Genomic DNA, 16066 nt, shown 5'->3' on the forward strand with positions numbered 1-16066 from the left:
CGTATGATGCATGAAAGGCTTGAGCCTGCTCTTATGCCTAATCTGGGGCTTTAATTTTGTCATTATGAAATTGGGCAACGGAGCCTTTGAACCTGTCCAATTTGCCGCTTTCCGGTTTCTCACGGGCACGATGCTCCTGTTCGGAATTCTCATTTGGAAGCGGGTTCCTAATCCTGACAGGCACACGATGAAATGGTATATCATCTGTGGAATTCTCCAGACTACCTATTTTAATATTGCTATTCAGATATCCCTGAACTACATTAATGCTGGCTTAACTTCCGTGCTTACGTACAGCATGCCGCTGTTTTTATCCATAGTGGCCCATTTTCTTATTCCGGGTGAGCGGCTCAATACACGCAAGACGATTGGGATTGCTACAGGGATCATGGGGCTGTTATTTGCTATGGACATTCATTTGGGCGGCAATTTGTGGGCTATGCTGCTTGGGGTGAGTTCAGCGATTGCTTGGGCACTTTCCAACCTGATTATCAAGCTCAAGCTCCAGCATTGCGATAAAACCCAGTTTACGACCTGGCAGATGGCGTTCGGTGCGCTCGGACTGCTATTGTATTCCCTGTTGTTTGAACGCTGGGAGCCGCACTTTAGCGCAGCGTCGATCTTTTATATTTTATTTTCCGGCATTGTGGCGTCTGCGCTTGCGTTCCTGCTGTGGACCCATATTCTCACCAGAATGGAAGCAAGTAAAGCTTCTATTACGCTTCTGCTGGTTCCCATCGTCGGTGTTGTATCTGGCTGGATCTTTCTTCATGAGGAACTCAAAGCGGCTACCTTGCTCGGCATTTTTTTAGTACTGGCAGGCATTTGGATTGTGAACCGTTCAGGGGCTCCGAAGCCGCAGTAAGCGGCTGGAAGGCTGTTTTTAATAAAGGGTTGACAGAAAAAAAGAAACTCTATTATAATGAATTCAAGAAAACGATTACAAAAATGAATCTCATAATTTTCAGGGTGTTACTATTTTAGGCATAACCTGAATGGAGTTCCGGTAAATGGGCGATAACGTCTATTAAGCGGTATTCTGTTCAGGTTTTTTAGTGTATGCACATTTTTTAACAGAGTCTCTTTAAAAAATGGCCTTCCAGTAAATAAAAGCAGGTGGTCGCATGATTTTGAAGAAAGCGCTTAACAACAATGTCGTATTAGCAGAGGAAGAAGACGCCCAAGAGGTCATTGCGACAGGGAATGGAATCGCATTCAACCTGAAGCCGGGGGATACCATCGATGAGCGGAAAATCACCAAGCTGTTTGTAGTCAAAACTCAGGATCTATCCGCGAAGCTGGCGGATTTGCTGAAAGATGTGAAGATGGAATGCATTGAAATTGCAGATGAAATCGTGGAGTATGCCAGACCGAGATTGGCCGGAGACATTAGTGATTATATTTATCTGGCCTTGATTGACCATATTTCATTTGCCATTGAACGGCATGCACGGGGAACCCCGATTGAAAACCGGTTTTTATGGGAAATCAAGCGGTTTTATCGCGAAGAATTCGCTATCGGAAAACATGCGCTGGAGATGATCCGTAACAGGATCAACATTTCATTCGACGAAAATGAAGCCGGATTTATTGCGCTGCATTTCGTTAACGCCCGTCTGGATAACCAGAAGCTAGACCAGACGCTAAAAACGTCAAGAGTCATCAAGGATATTATGGATATTGTAAAATATCACTTCAATGTTGAGTTTGATGAAGATTCATGGAACTATAACCGATTTGTAACTCATCTTAAATTTTTTGCCCAGCGGCTTTTTGCCCATGAATCGTCAGATCCACAGTACATGAACTTGTTTGAAGACCTGAAAATCAAATTTCCGGAAGAGCGCAGATGCGTACAAAAAATAGGGGTTTATGTGAATAAGCAGTTTGAGCAGAAACTAACCAATGATGAAATGATGTACCTTATGATCCACATTTCGAGATTGGTCAACAGAACTGAAAACTAGCAGGGTGTTACCATTCGTGGGCATTACCTGAGTGATTTCGATACTAAAGTGCATTTTGGTATCGGAGATTACTCAGGTTTTTTTATATCAACCAGAGAGCATTGGAGGCAACCGTTATGAGCAAGCATGATGAATTAGCGAAATTCATTGTAACAAATGTAGGCGGAGAAGAAAATATCCGTGATCTGTACCATTGTATGACCCGTCTGAGATTCACACTTAAGGACAAGCAAAAAGCCAACAAACAGGCTTTGGAAAATTCCGACGGGGTCATTTCCGTGATAGAAAGCGGGGGTCAATATCAAGTGGTCGTTGGCAATCATGTTAGCGAGGTCTATGATGCGATTGCGGTGAATTACAACCTTCAGGTAAAGAGCGGCAACAACGAGAAGGAGGAGACTTCAAAAGAAGGTAATTTCATCAGTCGAGCCTTTACCGTCATGAGCTCAATCTTCCAGCCGATTGTACCTGCTTTGGCTGGTGCAGGGATGCTGAAAGCTATCCTGGTTATTCTTACGCAGTTAGAGTGGCTGGACAGTGCCTCCAGCACCTATGCTATCCTTGCTGCCGCAGGTAACGGCGTGTTCTTCTTCCTGCCATTGATGTTAGCGTTTTCAGCTTCGAGAACGTTCAAAACCCAGCCTATCGTATCCGCCGCAATTATGGCCGCTTTGCTGGAGCCTAACTTCACCAAGCTGATGGAAAACACGGGCGATATTGCTTCCTTTATCCACATTCCCGTTGTTCTGATGAGTTATACGACATCCATTATTCCGGCGATTTTAGCCATTTGGCTGTATTCCTATCTGGAACGATTCCTGAAGCGCGTGGTTCCGAAAAGCATTGAATTATTTATGGTCCCGCTCGTTTCCTTATTAATTATGGTTCCGCTGACTGCCATTGTGATCGGTCCGCTGGGAGTGTATACCGGTAAAGGTATTGCTGATGGTATTGAATTTTTGAGTACGCAAAGCGGTCTCTTGACCGGGGCCATACTGGGAGGAGGCTGGACCTTCCTGGTGATGTTTGGTTTACACTGGGGGATCGCGCCTGCGATGATCAATAATCTTTCCCTCAAAGGGTTTGATACGATCCGGCCCATGATGGCTTCCGCGACCTTTGCCCAATCCGGTGTCGCTCTTGGGGTCTTTCTGAAAGCCAAGGACAAAAAGCTGAAAGCTTACGCGCTGTCATCTATTTTCCCTTCACTGTTCGCCGGTATTACAGAACCTATCGTTTATGGGCTGTCCGTGAAGCTGAAAAGACCGATGATTGCCGCCGTCATCGGGGGAACAATCGGAGGGGCCATTGCCGGGCATTTCCAGACGACCGTGCTTGCTTATGTGTTCCCGGCCATCACGACTATTCCAGCGTTCTTTACGAATACCATTGCTTTTTATTTGATCAGCATCACCATTTCATTCGTGGTTACTACCGTATTAACTTATATTCTGGGCTTTAATGAAGGAACCGGGGTAACGGATGCGGAGACAGGAAAGACGGAACCAGAAAAATCCGAGCCTGCCTTACAGACTGAATCTGGACAAACCGTAGTCATTGAGAGTGTCTATGCTCCTATAAATGGCGAAATTGTTCCGCTAAGTGAAGTACCTGATCCGGCATTCTCTACAGAAGCAATGGGCCAAGGAATAGCCATTTTGCCGAGCGAAGGGAAGGTATATTCACCCGTCTCCGGGGTTGTATCGCTCGTATTCCGAACCGGCCATGCGGTAGCCATCACCTCAGACAACCATCTGGATCTGTTAATTCATGTGGGACTGGATACGGTGAAGCTGAAAGGCAACTATTTTACAAAGCATGTGGAGCAAGGACAGCGGATTGAACGGGGGGATTTACTGCTTGAATTTGATATTCCGAAAATCCAGGCAGCCGGCTATGACCTGACCACTCCGATTATTGTTACCAACAGCACTGCTTACCAAAAGGTTACCCAAACACACCAAAAATCCGTAGATTTGCAAAGTGTTTTGCTCACAATACATTAAATAAAGGAGGAAATGAGTCATGACAGCACTAATAGCCAAAAGTTTTCCTGAGAATTTTCTATGGGGTGGTGCTATAGCGGCGAATCAGGCCGAAGGGGCGTGGAACGAGGATGGTAAAGGACCTGCGATCAGTGACGCATTCCGGGGAGGAATTGTAGGCGGAATGTTTGATGATACGATTGATGAGAACAAGTATTATGCCAGCCATGAAGCGATTGATTTTTATCATCGTTATAAAGAAGATATCGCCCTGTTCGCAGAGATGGGTATGAAATGCTTTCGAACCTCCATTGCATGGTCCCGAATTTTCCCGAATGGGGATGATGCCGAGCCAAATGAAAAAGGGCTGCAATTTTACGATAATCTGTTTGATGAGCTATTGAAGTATGGAATTGAGCCGGTCATCACTATTTCCCATTTTGAGCTGCCCCTGAATCTGATCCGCAAATACGAAGGCTGGAAAAGCCGCGAGCTGATTGGATTCTACGTAAAGTATGCGGAAGTTGTCTTCAAACGTTATAAAAACAAAGTGAAATATTGGATGAACTTCAACGAAATCAATCATTTTCACACGATTCCTTTGGCGGCAGGAGGCATTGTTGTTCAAGACGATGAGCACAAGCTGCCGACCATTTATCAGGCTAGTCACCATGTTTTCGTTGCCAGCGCGCTGGCTACTAAGCTGTGTCATGAAATTATCCCGGGCGCGATGATGGGCGCTATGTTATCCCTGAGTCCGATCTATCCGAATACCTGCAATCCGGACGATGTGTTTGAAGCCTATGAGCTGAGAAGAAGATCCTTATTTTATTCGGATGTGATCCTTAGAGGCTATTATCCAAGCTATGCCAAACGGATCTGGAAAGAGCATAACATCATGGTTCAAATGGAGCCCGGAGATGAACAATTACTGCGGGAGCATACAGCTGATTATTTGGGCTTTAGCTATTATCGAAGCACGACACATAAAGCAGGTATGCCCATCCTGGGCAATACAGGGGGAATTATGGGACTCGACAACCCCTATTTGGAAAAAACGCCATGGGGATGGCCGATTGACCCGAAAGGCTTCCGCTATGTATGTAATGAAATGTACGACCGATACCAGAAGCCTCTATTCGTTGTAGAGAACGGCTACGGCAGTCATGATGAAATTCTGGAAGACGGTTCAATTCATGATCCCGAGCGAGTAGACTATCTGAACAAGCATCTGATCCAGCTCCATGAAGCTATTGAAGATGGCTGCGAAGTGCTTGGCTATACCTGGTGGGGCCCAATCGACATTGTCAGCGCGGGAACAGGAGAGATGAAAAAAAGGTACGGCTTTATCTATGTGGACAAAAACAACGATGGATCAGGTACACTGGAAAGAAGAAAAAAGAACAGCTTCTACTGGTACCAAAAGATTATCGAATCCAACGGGGAGGTATTGTTCGATTCCCAAAAATAAAGGGATACAACCCTTAATTCCATAAAAGTCAGGAATGAACCAGCCAAAGATACGATCTATGGCTGGTTTCGTTTGTATATGGACTAGCGAGAATGATAGAGAGGGAAGCGAGTTAAATGCGTGTACGCCTTGCCTGTTGCCAGCTTCACTGCAAAGCTCTCCGCCAGTTCGGCCACGCTCCAGGTTTCAGAGCTGCCAGCCGTAAGGGACAGGATGAAATAAAACAGAGAAAACATAATATAAGGCAGGAGAATATACCGTAATCTCTGTTTATAAAAGCGGATCAGCAGCTCCCGTCCCATAGGGCGATCCTTATAGTTGTAGAACAATACCATGCTGCTTAGAGCGATAAATACGGGGGTGCCGTATTTCATAAGCACATTGAGCGCATTATACACAAAAAATAGGCTGGAATCTGTAAGTTGAACAGTTGCGTAAGAGGTGGCGTGTACCATGATGACGGCGAGAATCGCCATGGCTCTGACCAGCTGCAACTCGGGAATTCTTTCTTTGGTCGTAGGCTTTATAAAGGGCTTCATAAGCTTCATTTCCTTTCGGGTGTGAACTGTCTCTTGTATGAACTCTCTCTATTAAAAAATAAAGTTCTTAACAACCCGGAAGGCAAGGACTTAAGAAACGCTTATGAACTTCTTAACTTTTATTAAGAATTGATGGGGAATAGAAAAAAGAACTTTCAATCCACATGAAAGGTGCATGTAAGTACTTCAAGGTGGCTATGAAAGTTCTTTTTCATATTTAATTTTCGTCATACGGTGGTTACTTGCAACGTCTGATCTGTCCGCGAATGGCTCCATCTGGATACCGAACGGTATGGACATTAACGTAAGCATTGCCTTCTCTGATTTGGCAAACTAAATCATAAATGGTTCTTCCTCTGAGTGGACCGACGAGGTCACATGCACGCAGCACACCGCTGACAACGCCTCTTTTGACCGTGATTCCGAATTTGGAAGGGCCGAACAGGACAGCTACGACCGGACCATTTTCACCCTTGCGTCCCAGATGAATATCCGCTCTGGTTACTCGTGAAATGTTGCGCAGGATAAGCTCGAATTTTAATTGCCGACGTTCCTTATGGTAATGAAACTCCGCATTTCCCGTGGCATTTGTTCTGACAGGAGGTACTTCATGACTCCCCCTTAAAGTGGCTTTAAACGTAGACATTACATCGCTCCTTTTCCCATTGTTGGTTTAGTGTATTCATGGGGCCAGGGAAAGGGCTGTACATTCGCCTATAAAGAGAAAGTTGTGTGTTTAGCAAGTTATTTAGTCCAAGCATATAAGTCATCTTTTCATAGACTATGAGTATCTGGTAGAGAAAGGGGGAAAAAACATGGGAACATTTATAGATGGAAGAACATCTCAAAATGCCTCATTTGCAAACTCTATTGCCATTCCGATCACCGTTTTGAATACGCCGCAATTGTTTGGGCAGATCGGATTAAACACACTGGGAATTACAGGCACGCCGCGGGTTCTGCTTAAAGGTACTCTGTCGGTTCAACTGCCACTGGCTTTGGTAGGAATTACGATCACTATTGTAAGAGGTACCTTGCCAACCGATCCACTTGTTTACTCGGCAACGTCTACGTTTAGCTTGAGTATAACGGCTCCTCAGGTCATCGCGTTCTCGGCTGATGACTTTAACCCGCCGATTACGCCACAGTTGGTGTACACCGCTTTTGTTTCTTCAAACCTGCTGGGTACGATACGGGTAGGTCCAGAGAGCTTCGACGGTATTTTGGTTGGAGATTGATGTAATGTTATAAATGAATTAAAATTTCAAAAAGGTCCTTCTGTACGAGGCTCCGCAGGTGAATATCTGCGGGGCTTATTCACATTGGGATATTTACATAATATACCCATTTATTCTATAATGTTTAAGAGTGCGATTGATTTGAAAGGGAGTGATTAGATGAATAAGCAGGCCTTCACCTGCATAGGAATCAATGGGTACAAACTTGTATCCATGAGGTAAAGGAACGAATTTTTTGTATGCGCTTACAAAAAATCAAAACGTCCTTAGGGTATTCTACATTTTGAAGGAGGAATGATGATATGAAGTGGATGAAAGGAATGACCAGTATGCTTTTGGTCGCTTTATTATGTAGTACGCCGGGCTTGAATGGGACTACGCCTGCGTATGGAGCGGCTGGCGATTACAAATTTGATTTTGGTGCGGGGCCAGTGGAATCAGGCTATACCGGGGTGAACGCATCCCTGCGATACGATGCGACGCGCGGTTATGGCTTTCGTACACCCGAGAACGTACGCAATGTAGGAGCATCCGGTACTGGCGTCGCTAGTGATGCGGTACGGTTTCTGACGACTGGTACGAAGAGCGAAAATACATTTGATGTGGATCTTGATCCAGGATTATATGAGGTATCGGTCACGCTAGGAAATACGACCCGAGCGAGCGTTGCCGCCGAGGGAGTCTATCAGGTCATCAATATGACGGGGGACGGAGCGAAGGACCGTTTTCAAATTCCCGTGACCGATGGGCAATTGAATTTGCTGATTACTGAAGGTAAAGAGGGAACCTCTTTTGAAATAAGTGCATTGGAAATCAGGCGATTGTCTAACAACCCCGTTACGAATCGGACGATTTACATCGGCGGGGATTCTACCGTCTGCAATTACTATCCACTGGATAGCAGCGTGCAGGCCGGATGGGGTCAGTTATTGCCACAATTCGTAAACCCGAATACATTCCAGATCCGTAACATGGCGTCAGGTGGTCAAATTGCAAGGGGCTTTCATCAGGACGGTCAGCTCGAGGCCATCGTCAAATACATTAAGCCGGGGGATTATTTCATTCTCCAGTTGGGCATTAATGACACCAACCCGAAGCATAACGAAAGCGAAGCGGAGTTTAAGGACTGGATGCGGGATATGATCCGGCAGGTCAAGGCCAAGGGGGCAACCGTAATCCTGTCAACACCGCAGGGGCGAGCTACGGATTTTAACGCGAATAATGTACACACCGCTGAAAATAGATGGTATAGGGGCTCTATTTTAGCGCTGGCTCAAGAGGAACAAACGCCTTTGGTCGATCTGAACGTGCTTAGCTCAGCTTATTTTACCTCCATTGGCCCGCAAGCCACACTTGCCCTGTATATGAACGGTGACACGCTGCATCCGAATGTTGCGGGAGCAAAGGAACTGGCACGTCTAGTAGCTAAGGATTTAAAAAGGCAGGGTCTAAGCGGATTCTAGCCTTCGCCAACCGAGACTGTGGGTGCTATAATGATAGAAAAACAGCGCGAGAACCGGAATGGTTTTGTTGTATGGTATCAGCACTGTTTTGAGACGTGAAGACCACAGTTGACGGCTAGGGGAAAGGAGATTCGACGATCACATGCAGCCTTTTACAGCTCGTGTATTAAAAATAATCCAGTCCATCCCTGAGGGGAAAATCATGACCTACGGACAAATTGCAACGGAAGCAGGGAGTCCGAGAGGGGCGCGTCAAGTGGTGCGTATTTTGCATACGCTTAGCAGCAAGCACCGCTTGCCCTGGCACAGAGTCGTAAATCGATTGGGAGAAATCGCGCTACAGGACGATGAAGGAGCTTCTTTACAAAGGCTGCTTTTGGAATCCGAGGGTATACAGTTTATGAAGAACGGACGAATTTCACTGGAAAAATACCTGCATGATTCTCAAGCGATGACAGAAGACGAATAGATAGAAACAACCTAAAAATGCCGATCACGTACGCCTCCAAGCGACGTTGATCGGCATTTTAAGTTAGAAGCGAGTTACATCTCTATTAAAATCATCCCTAGCTGATCAGATGCTGCTGATTCCGTTGGGCAAGGTGGAAAGAAATACTATTTATAAGTGGTATATCGTTATTTTTCCGGGCTTCCCGGATCAGTTGCTTCTTTTGCTGTTCGGATTCACGTAAAAATCGGGTCATCCACAAATCAGACGGTTCGTTAGTAGTTGTCAAGCGAGATTCTTTTATCATCTATTAACCCTCCCAGTGAGCGGCTGTTATTCTTTCTCTAGTATATGCTCCCAACCTTAATAGATGCTGTTGGTTTCCTTAAAATTAGCTGAAAATTAGGTAAAGTTCAGGTAAAAACAGATTTGTTTTATATCGGATTTGTAAGAGAACAGCTTACATCGACAATATACTCAAAAAAAGGTTACAAAAATGTATTGGTTTGACACCTTGTACCATCATTAACCTGAAAGTACAATTAGGTGGCGGATAGACTGTGGAAATTTATGTCGAAATCTATGGAAATAATTCGAAAGATTTCACCGAAAGGGGAGAGATTCATTTTATGAAGCAAAAAGCGGCTGCCACGCTGCTCGTATTGACGATGTCGTCAGGCTTGATTTCCACCGTTCAGGCTGATAGTGCAGCAGGAAGTTCAACAGGAAATACGTCGGCAAGTATATCAGGAACTTCGTCTGCTGCGGTTATATCGAAGACCGCCTCTGTAACGGGTCAGGCTTTACCTCCATTAACGCTCAAGCAGGCAGCGGAATGGGCACAGACGAATAGCTACAACACACGTACCGCCGAGCGGGACGTGGAGCGTCGCAGAATTGAGTTTAAGAATGCAGAGAAGGACCTGGGAAATGCATTCGTCGATTTTATAGACGGTGAATATGTTGGTGATGAGTCATCCTGGAGAAATTATAACTCTTCGACGTTATCCTATCTAGCCAGCAAAAAGCAGGCGCAGTTCGCCAAGGACCAGATTTATTTTAATGTGATGAAAAGCTACCAGAGCGTGTTCGTGGCAGAGAATCAGGTGAAAAATAATCTGGAAGCGCTTGAAATTGCTCAAGCGGAGGAAAAGATTGCACTCGCCAAATTTGCGCGCGGCAAGCTGTCTGAGTATGCGAAAAACGAGAGTACACAGGCCAGAAGCCAGGCGGAGCAGACGGTCGAGCAGGGGGAAATTGCGCTGCAAAAATCACGTGACGCTCTGAATTTTCTGATGGGCCAGCCTAACGGAACAGCCTACGAAATGGTGGATCGACCAGTGTACAAGGAACCGAAGAAGCTGGATATCGAAATACATATACAACAGCTGATGGACATGAATCCGAACTTGTGGAAGCTGGAGGATAGCATCAAGACTTCGGAACTCAATGTGAGATATTTCGATTTTAACAGCGGTGCAGGTGCTTACGATCTAGCCAAAATGGACGTGGATACAGCCAAGGAGGAGCTGGACAAGGGACAAAAGGATTTTGCCGAATCGCTCCGCAATTTATATGCCACGGTCAAGGAAAACCAAAAAAAATACGCTCAACTGGAAGAAAGCCTGCGCACTGCGAAAGAGGGGTTGGAGCTGTCTCGCAAAAAGTGGGCCAGAGGCTTAATTATCGAGCTGGAGCTGAAAAATAACCAATTGAAGGTGGACCAAATTGAACGGCAAATGGAAGAGCTGGCGATTGAGCTGAGTCAGAATGAATACACGTTGAGCAAGCCATGGAGCACATAAGGAGGAAACGAAGTTGGCAGAAACGGTTTTAAACGATGCCTTGTTAAAGTTACGAAGAAAACGGAGAAAAAAGTGGATCTGGACAGCGGTTGTGCTGTTGGTTATAGGCGGGGGCGGAACAGCAGTGTATTTGAAGCTGCCCAAAGAGCAGGCTGCACCATTAGTTCAGGACGAGATACTTAAAGTGGAGCGCGGGGATGTGAGCGAGAAGCTGGAAACGTCTGGTACCGTGCAGGCCTCCAAGGAAGTAAAGCTGAATTTCACAAGTGCAGGCGAAAATAAGCTGGCGGCGGTAAACGTGAAGGCCGGAGACAAGGTGAAAAAAGGACAAGTCCTGGCTCTTCTGGACAGTTCTGAAATTAAGATGCAAATCCAGAGCGCATCCGATAATTTGGAAATATCCAAATCCAAGCTGGCTGAATTGGAGAAGGGACCGAAGGCGGAGGATATTGAAATTCAGAAGACAAACGTGCTTCGGGCTAAAATGGCTGTCGATACAGCGCAGGAATCATTTGAGCTGGAAGAAGCGGAAAGTCAGAAAAAGGCTTCCAAAAAGCAGCTGGAGCAGGCGCAAAAGGCATATGAAGATCAAAAGTTTTTACATGATGCCGGGGCGGTGTCCAACAGTGAAATGGAGCAGGCAGAGCAAGCACTGGATAAGGCACAGACAGATTATGACGGTCTGGATTTACAATTCCGTAAAATCATGTCGCAAAAGCGTCATGCTATCGCAGAGGCTGAAATCGGCTATCGTTCGGCTATGGCTGAGCTTCGCAAAACTGAGGTTCCAGCCGATGCCTCCAATATCCAATCCGCACGGATTGAGGTTAGAAGACTGGCCACCGAGCTGGAACAGAAAAAAAATGACCTGAACAAGCTTCAGGTGGCGGCACCATGGGACGGAGTCATTTTAAAGGTGAACGGGGATGTCGGAACCAGTCCGACGGCTCCTTTTATCGTCATGAACAACTCGGACTCCAACAATCTCAAAATTGTTGCGAAAATTAGTCAGAACGATATTGTAAAGGTGAAAAAAGGACTTTCAGCGGTGTTATCCACCAATGCTTATCCGGGTGAGTCGTTCCCTGGGAAGGTGCAATTCGTTTCACCGGAGGCATCCACAGATGAAGGCATGACGACTTATCTGATGGAACTGTCTGTTCATGATCCGAAGGGCAAACTGAAAACGGGCATGATTATGAATGTCGCTGTTATTTTGGGGGTACACAAAAATGTGTTGTTCGTACCAGCGACTGCTCTAAGATCAGAGGGGGGACAGGACGGCGTGTATGTTTCCTCTAATAACTCTGCAAATCCAGGGGCACGCACATTCAAGCCCGTAGAACTCGGATTTTACACGCCAGATCGAGTCGAGCTCAAGTTGGGTGTGAAGGAGGGTGACACTCTTATTGTGCCTGCTCCTGAACCTCCGCCGGACCCTTCCGCTATGGGCATGCAGGGAGGCTTTTAAACGGTTATGAGATACGTCATTCAGATTGAGGATTTGAAAAAAGTGTACCAGGTCGGGGATCAGGAAATTCATGCCCTGCGGGAGGTACAACTTGATATTGCTGACGGTGATTTTGTTGCGATCATGGGACCGTCTGGATCAGGCAAGTCCACGATGATGAATGTCATTGGTTGTCTGGATTTGCCTACCTCGGGGCAATTTTATTTGGACGGTTATTCCATACTGGATGCACGTGAAGATGAGCTGGCTATTATCCGTAATCAGAAAATCGGTTTTGTATTTCAAAAATTTCATTTGCTCCCAAGGGCAACGGCTTTGGATAATGTAGAGTTGCCCATGATCTATGCCGGGGTATCAGCCAAGGAGCGGCGCTTGCGTGCCATTGAGGCGCTGACCAGCGTGGGGCTGAGCGATCGGATGAACAACAAGCCGAATGAGCTGTCAGGCGGTCAGCAGCAACGGGTATCCATTGCCCGCGCACTTGTAAACAATCCGGTCATTCTTTTGGCGGATGAACCGACAGGCGCATTGGACTCTAAAACAAGCGTTGAAATTATGGAGATTTTCCAACGCCTGAACGATCGGGGTAAAACGGTTGTGCTCGTTACGCATGATCAGGAAATTGCGGAATACGCCAAGCGTCTGATTCATTTTCGCGATGGACGGATTGAAAAGGATCAGCCTGTTGGGAACCGAAGAATGGCGGCAGAGGAAGTGAAGGCATGAAATTTCGGGAAATTATCCGGGTATCGCTCAACAGTTTGCGAACCAATATGCTGCGATCCTTGCTGACCATGCTGGGTATTATTATTGGGGTGGCTGCTGTAATCGCGATTGTAGCCATCGGTAAAGGCTCTACGGCCACGATTACGTCGCAGATTAACAGTATGGGGAATAATTTGCTCATGATTTATCCTTATGCCCCATATGATGGGTCCAGCTCCATGTCGTTCAGTCAGACGAAAGGAATATCTCTGGAGGATATCGCTGCGCTAGAGCAGCAAAAAGCCGTAGCCGAGGTAGCTCCAAGTGCCATGACCAATGCGGATATTACGTGGAGCCGCAATAAGGTCAGCGGGCAGATTGAGGGGACTTCGCTGGCTTTCATCCATGTGAGAAAGCTGTCGCTCGCTCAGGGCAGGTCTTTTACCCACTATGAAGTGGAAAAGAGACTGAATGTCGTGGTGCTAGGGAGCGATGCAGCCCGTAATATTTTTGGTCCGGATGCCTCCAAGGCGGTGGGGGAAACGATCATGATCAAGCAGCTTCCTTTTAAGGTGGTCGGGGTACTGACGAATTCCAATTCCAATATGAGTAACAGCGGGCAGCAGGTATATGTGCCGATTACAACAGGGATGGAACGGCTGGGGAATATGAGCATTCAGCAGGTGAATGCTTCTGCAACAACGGAGGAGAAGATTGACCAGGCGAGTGCTGAAATCCGACAGGTGCTGCGTGCCCGGCATGAGTTGAAGCCATCAGAGGGCGATGATTTTCAGATCATGACCCAGACGGAGATCCTAAAAACGGTCTCAGGTGTAGACAAGGTTATGAATATGCTGTTGCTCGGCGTTGCAGCGATTGCGCTCGGTGTTGGCGGTGTTGGCATTATGAATATTATGCTGGTGTCCGTTACCGAACGGACAAGGGAGATCGGGATTCGCAAGGCGATTGGTGCGCAGCGCAGTGATATTATGCTGCAATTTCTGGCCGAGGCTGTTTTTCTCAGTCTGATGGGCGGACTGGTTGGCGTTATGGCGGGTCTTGGGGGCGCGAAGCTGCTGGAGAAATTTGTCCATATGCCGATTGTGTATACGATGGAACCTGTGCTGTACTCTTTTCTGTGCTGCATGGGGGTTGGTGTACTGTTTGGAGTGTACCCGGCGCGGAAGGCGTCCAAGCTGCGTCCGATTGATGCTTTAAGATACGAATAAAGGAGCGGATACTTCGTCTTACTCGAAAGAGCAGGGTGTGAAGTATCCGCTTTTTTGGTGTGGTATAAGTGCTTTAAACGATAAAAAACCATCAATAACCGCTTTAATTTTATATATGTGATGTTTTATATGCTTTTAAAGGTTGATTTATAATTATATATGACGTATTATATTCAATATCAGATAGCAAGGAAAAAAAAGGAGGGGCGTTCATCATCGACCTTACGGCAAGACAAGTGGAAATTTTAAACATCGTACAAAAGCATGCCCCGATTACCGGTGATCAGATTGCGGAAATGCTCAATCTCAGCAAGGCGACCATTCGGACCGACCTATCCAAGCTGGGCATTCTGAATTATATAGATGCGAAGCCCAAGGTTGGTTATTTTGTCGGAAAGCGGGGCACGCCGAACCGGGAGGAAAAATTCCGGCTCATGCAAATGAAGGTCGGCGATCTTCACGGGGTTCCAGTCATCGTACGTGAAACAACAACGATTCAGGAAGCTGTGGTTGCTCTTTTTCTGGAGAACGTGAGTAACCTGATCGTTACCGATGAAGAGGGGAATCTGGCAGGAGTAGCTTCCCGCAAGGATCTGCTCAAGGTTACGCTAGGCAATCCGAATGCGGCAACCATCCCTGTCAGTCTCGTGATGACCCGTCAGGCGAATGTCGTCACTGTTTCCCCGGAAGACACTGTATTGGAGGCAGCGCGCAAAATCATTGCCCGTCAAATCGACAGTCTGCCTGTCGTCGTCCCTTCCAGCTCTGATAAACCAGGAGAGCATTGGAAAGTGGTGGGACGCATTACGAAAACAAATATCATCAAAATGTTGCTCGATATGGTAGCAGAGGATTAATGGGAGGAATCGAATGGTTCAGGCGCGCAGTCATTTTATAGCGATCTGTTCAGACTCGATTGGCGAGACGGCAGAAGCCGTCGTTCATGCGACCATGCGCCAATTCGAGCTACCGGACACAGAGATCAAGAGATTTATGAATGTAAGAGATGAAGACGAACTAAGCCGGGTGATGGAAGAGGTGGCCGAGCGTAAAGGCTTTGTAGCCTATACGCTGGTACAGCCTGAGTTGAGAGAAGCAATGAAAGAGGAGGCTGTCCGGCTGAATGTGCGGGCTGTCGATATCATGGGCCCGATGATGCAGGCGTTTGCCGACACGTTCCATGATGATCCCAAGGAAAAACCCGGTCTGCTGCATCGGATGGACGATAATTATTTCCGCCGAGTGGAAGCCATGGATTTTGCGGTTCAATATGATGATGGCAAAGATGTGAGTGCCATTCTCAAAGCAGACATTGTACTGCTAGGCGTATCCCGTATTTCCAAAACTCCTTTGTCGATGTTTCTGGCGCATAAAGGTTATAAAACGGTCAACATTCCCATTGTACCGGAGCTGACTCCACCCGCACAGTTAAAGGATGTACAGCATGGTCGGGTGTTTGGGTTGACGATCCAGCCGGAGCTGCTGCTAAAAATACGTAGTGAGCGACTCAAGGTGATGGGGCTGCCTAACAATGTGCAGTATGCTACGTCGACGCGGGTGGAGGAAGAGATTGCGTATGCGCAATCCCTATTTACGGAATTAGGTTGCCCGATTATTGATGTCACCGATAAAGCGATTGAAGAAACAGCGGGTTTGATTATCAGGATGTTATAGAAGCGTAGCTGCTCAATAGATAATAGTTGCTGTAGGATACAGGAGTGTTATAGATAATGATCGGCCGTAGG

Annotated in this window: 16 protein-coding genes; 13 read left to right on the forward strand and 3 right to left on the reverse strand. The window is 46.6% G+C overall.

The annotated features are described in order from the left end of the window. The first annotated feature begins 10 nt into the window (after window positions 1-10). The 4 genes from ACWXW9_RS26640 to ACWXW9_RS26655 all read left to right on the forward strand — a co-directional run bounded on the left by ACWXW9_RS26640 (window position 11) and on the right by ACWXW9_RS26655 (window position 5423). Window positions 11-865, forward strand: a complete 855-nt coding sequence (locus ACWXW9_RS26640) for a DMT family transporter (RefSeq protein WP_494931837.1) — start codon at window positions 11-13, stop codon at window positions 863-865. 259 nt (window positions 866-1124) lie between these two features. Beyond that, window positions 1125-1967 carry a BglG family transcription antiterminator LicT gene (gene licT / locus ACWXW9_RS26645; protein ID WP_494931838.1) on the forward strand — a complete coding sequence of 281 codons (843 nt, stop codon included), beginning with the start codon at window positions 1125-1127 and terminating at the stop codon, window positions 1965-1967. 116 nt (window positions 1968-2083) lie between these two features. Continuing rightward, entirely contained in the window at window positions 2084-3973 is a 1890-nt protein-coding gene (locus ACWXW9_RS26650; RefSeq protein ID WP_494931839.1) for a beta-glucoside-specific PTS transporter subunit IIABC, read from the forward strand. Between the two features lie 19 nt (window positions 3974-3992). Beyond that, a complete protein-coding gene (locus tag ACWXW9_RS26655; protein WP_494931840.1) occupies window positions 3993-5423 on the forward strand; it encodes a glycoside hydrolase family 1 protein in 1431 nt (476 codons plus the stop codon). Window positions 5424-5506: 83 nt separating this feature from the next. Here ACWXW9_RS26655 and ACWXW9_RS26660 read toward each other — a convergent pair whose 3' ends face one another. Continuing rightward, window positions 5507-5962: an acyltransferase family protein gene (locus ACWXW9_RS26660; RefSeq protein ID WP_494931841.1), complete on the reverse strand. Its 456-nt coding sequence runs from the start codon at window positions 5960-5962 to the stop codon at window positions 5507-5509. 238 nt (window positions 5963-6200) lie between these two features. Next, a complete protein-coding gene (locus tag ACWXW9_RS26665; protein ID WP_494931842.1) occupies window positions 6201-6608 on the reverse strand; it encodes a CHRD domain-containing protein in 408 nt (135 codons plus the stop codon). A 169-nt stretch (window positions 6609-6777) separates the two neighbouring features. Between ACWXW9_RS26665 and ACWXW9_RS26670 the strand changes: the two genes are divergently transcribed. From ACWXW9_RS26670 to ACWXW9_RS26680, 3 genes are all read left to right on the forward strand, one after another. Further along, the gene (locus ACWXW9_RS26670) at window positions 6778-7200 is read left to right on the forward strand and encodes a hypothetical protein (protein ID WP_192512965.1); all 423 of its coding nucleotides are present in this window, start codon (window positions 6778-6780) and stop codon (window positions 7198-7200) included. Window positions 7201-7502: 302 nt separating this feature from the next. Next, window positions 7503-8663 (forward strand): rhamnogalacturonan acetylesterase, encoded by a 1161-nt coding sequence (locus ACWXW9_RS26675; protein ID WP_494931843.1) that lies wholly within the window; start codon window positions 7503-7505, stop codon window positions 8661-8663. A 142-nt stretch (window positions 8664-8805) separates the two neighbouring features. Continuing rightward, on the forward strand, window positions 8806-9132 hold the full coding sequence (locus ACWXW9_RS26680) for an MGMT family protein (RefSeq protein ID WP_494931844.1): 327 nt from the start codon (window positions 8806-8808) through the stop codon (window positions 9130-9132). Between the two features lie 97 nt (window positions 9133-9229). Here ACWXW9_RS26680 and ACWXW9_RS26685 read toward each other — a convergent pair whose 3' ends face one another. Next, a complete protein-coding gene (locus tag ACWXW9_RS26685; protein WP_494931845.1) occupies window positions 9230-9418 on the reverse strand; it encodes a hypothetical protein in 189 nt (62 codons plus the stop codon). 322 nt (window positions 9419-9740) lie between these two features. Here ACWXW9_RS26685 and ACWXW9_RS26690 point away from each other — a divergent pair, with 322 nt between their 5' ends. The 6 genes from ACWXW9_RS26690 (at window position 9741) to ACWXW9_RS26715 (ending at window position 15995) form a co-directional block, all read left to right on the forward strand. Continuing rightward, entirely contained in the window at window positions 9741-10916 is a 1176-nt protein-coding gene (locus ACWXW9_RS26690; RefSeq protein ID WP_494931846.1) for a TolC family protein, read from the forward strand. A 13-nt stretch (window positions 10917-10929) separates the two neighbouring features. Beyond that, the gene (locus ACWXW9_RS26695) at window positions 10930-12387 is read left to right on the forward strand and encodes an efflux RND transporter periplasmic adaptor subunit (RefSeq protein WP_494931847.1); all 1458 of its coding nucleotides are present in this window, start codon (window positions 10930-10932) and stop codon (window positions 12385-12387) included. A 6-nt stretch (window positions 12388-12393) separates the two neighbouring features. Then, a complete protein-coding gene (locus tag ACWXW9_RS26700) occupies window positions 12394-13113 on the forward strand; it encodes an ABC transporter ATP-binding protein (RefSeq protein WP_134914272.1) in 720 nt (239 codons plus the stop codon). Beyond that, window positions 13110-14321 carry an ABC transporter permease gene (locus tag ACWXW9_RS26705; RefSeq protein ID WP_494931848.1) on the forward strand — a complete coding sequence of 404 codons (1212 nt, stop codon included), beginning with the start codon at window positions 13110-13112 and terminating at the stop codon, window positions 14319-14321. The genes ACWXW9_RS26700 and ACWXW9_RS26705 overlap by 4 nt, the downstream gene beginning before the upstream one ends. A gap of 236 nt (window positions 14322-14557) precedes the next feature. Next, complete coding sequence (locus ACWXW9_RS26710; RefSeq protein WP_134914270.1) at window positions 14558-15178, forward strand: helix-turn-helix transcriptional regulator; 621 nt, start codon at window positions 14558-14560, stop codon at window positions 15176-15178. Between the two features lie 13 nt (window positions 15179-15191). Beyond that, window positions 15192-15995: a pyruvate, water dikinase regulatory protein gene (locus tag ACWXW9_RS26715; RefSeq protein WP_149094054.1), complete on the forward strand. Its 804-nt coding sequence runs from the start codon at window positions 15192-15194 to the stop codon at window positions 15993-15995. The last annotated feature ends 71 nt before the right edge of the window (window positions 15996-16066 follow it).

The sequence above is a fragment of the Paenibacillus sp. LT-B23 genome (genome assembly GCF_059417685.1).

What these genes read in the sequence shown, in the direction of transcription:
- ACWXW9_RS26705 (WP_494931848.1), top strand. Translation starts at nt 13,110, where the DNA reads ATGAAATTTCGGGAAATTATCCGGGTATCGCTCAACAGTTTGCGAACC.
- ACWXW9_RS26675 (WP_494931843.1), top strand. Translation starts at nt 7,503, where the DNA reads ATGAAGTGGATGAAAGGAATGACCAGTATGCTTTTGGTCGCTTTATTA.
- ACWXW9_RS26685 (WP_494931845.1), bottom strand. Translation starts at nt 9,418, where the DNA reads ATGATAAAAGAATCTCGCTTGACAACTACTAACGAACCGTCTGATTTG.
- ACWXW9_RS26690 (WP_494931846.1), top strand. Translation starts at nt 9,741, where the DNA reads ATGAAGCAAAAAGCGGCTGCCACGCTGCTCGTATTGACGATGTCGTCA.
- ACWXW9_RS26650 (WP_494931839.1), top strand. Translation starts at nt 2,084, where the DNA reads ATGAGCAAGCATGATGAATTAGCGAAATTCATTGTAACAAATGTAGGC.
- ACWXW9_RS26670 (WP_192512965.1), top strand. Translation starts at nt 6,778, where the DNA reads ATGGGAACATTTATAGATGGAAGAACATCTCAAAATGCCTCATTTGCA.
- ACWXW9_RS26655 (WP_494931840.1), top strand. Translation starts at nt 3,993, where the DNA reads ATGACAGCACTAATAGCCAAAAGTTTTCCTGAGAATTTTCTATGGGGT.
- licT (WP_494931838.1), top strand. Translation starts at nt 1,125, where the DNA reads ATGATTTTGAAGAAAGCGCTTAACAACAATGTCGTATTAGCAGAGGAA.
- ACWXW9_RS26680 (WP_494931844.1), top strand. Translation starts at nt 8,806, where the DNA reads ATGCAGCCTTTTACAGCTCGTGTATTAAAAATAATCCAGTCCATCCCT.
- ACWXW9_RS26665 (WP_494931842.1), bottom strand. Translation starts at nt 6,608, where the DNA reads ATGTCTACGTTTAAAGCCACTTTAAGGGGGAGTCATGAAGTACCTCCT.
- ACWXW9_RS26700 (WP_134914272.1), top strand. Translation starts at nt 12,394, where the DNA reads ATGAGATACGTCATTCAGATTGAGGATTTGAAAAAAGTGTACCAGGTC.
- ACWXW9_RS26715 (WP_149094054.1), top strand. Translation starts at nt 15,192, where the DNA reads ATGGTTCAGGCGCGCAGTCATTTTATAGCGATCTGTTCAGACTCGATT.
- ACWXW9_RS26660 (WP_494931841.1), bottom strand. Translation starts at nt 5,962, where the DNA reads ATGAAGCCCTTTATAAAGCCTACGACCAAAGAAAGAATTCCCGAGTTG.
- ACWXW9_RS26640 (WP_494931837.1), top strand. Translation starts at nt 11, where the DNA reads ATGAAAGGCTTGAGCCTGCTCTTATGCCTAATCTGGGGCTTTAATTTT.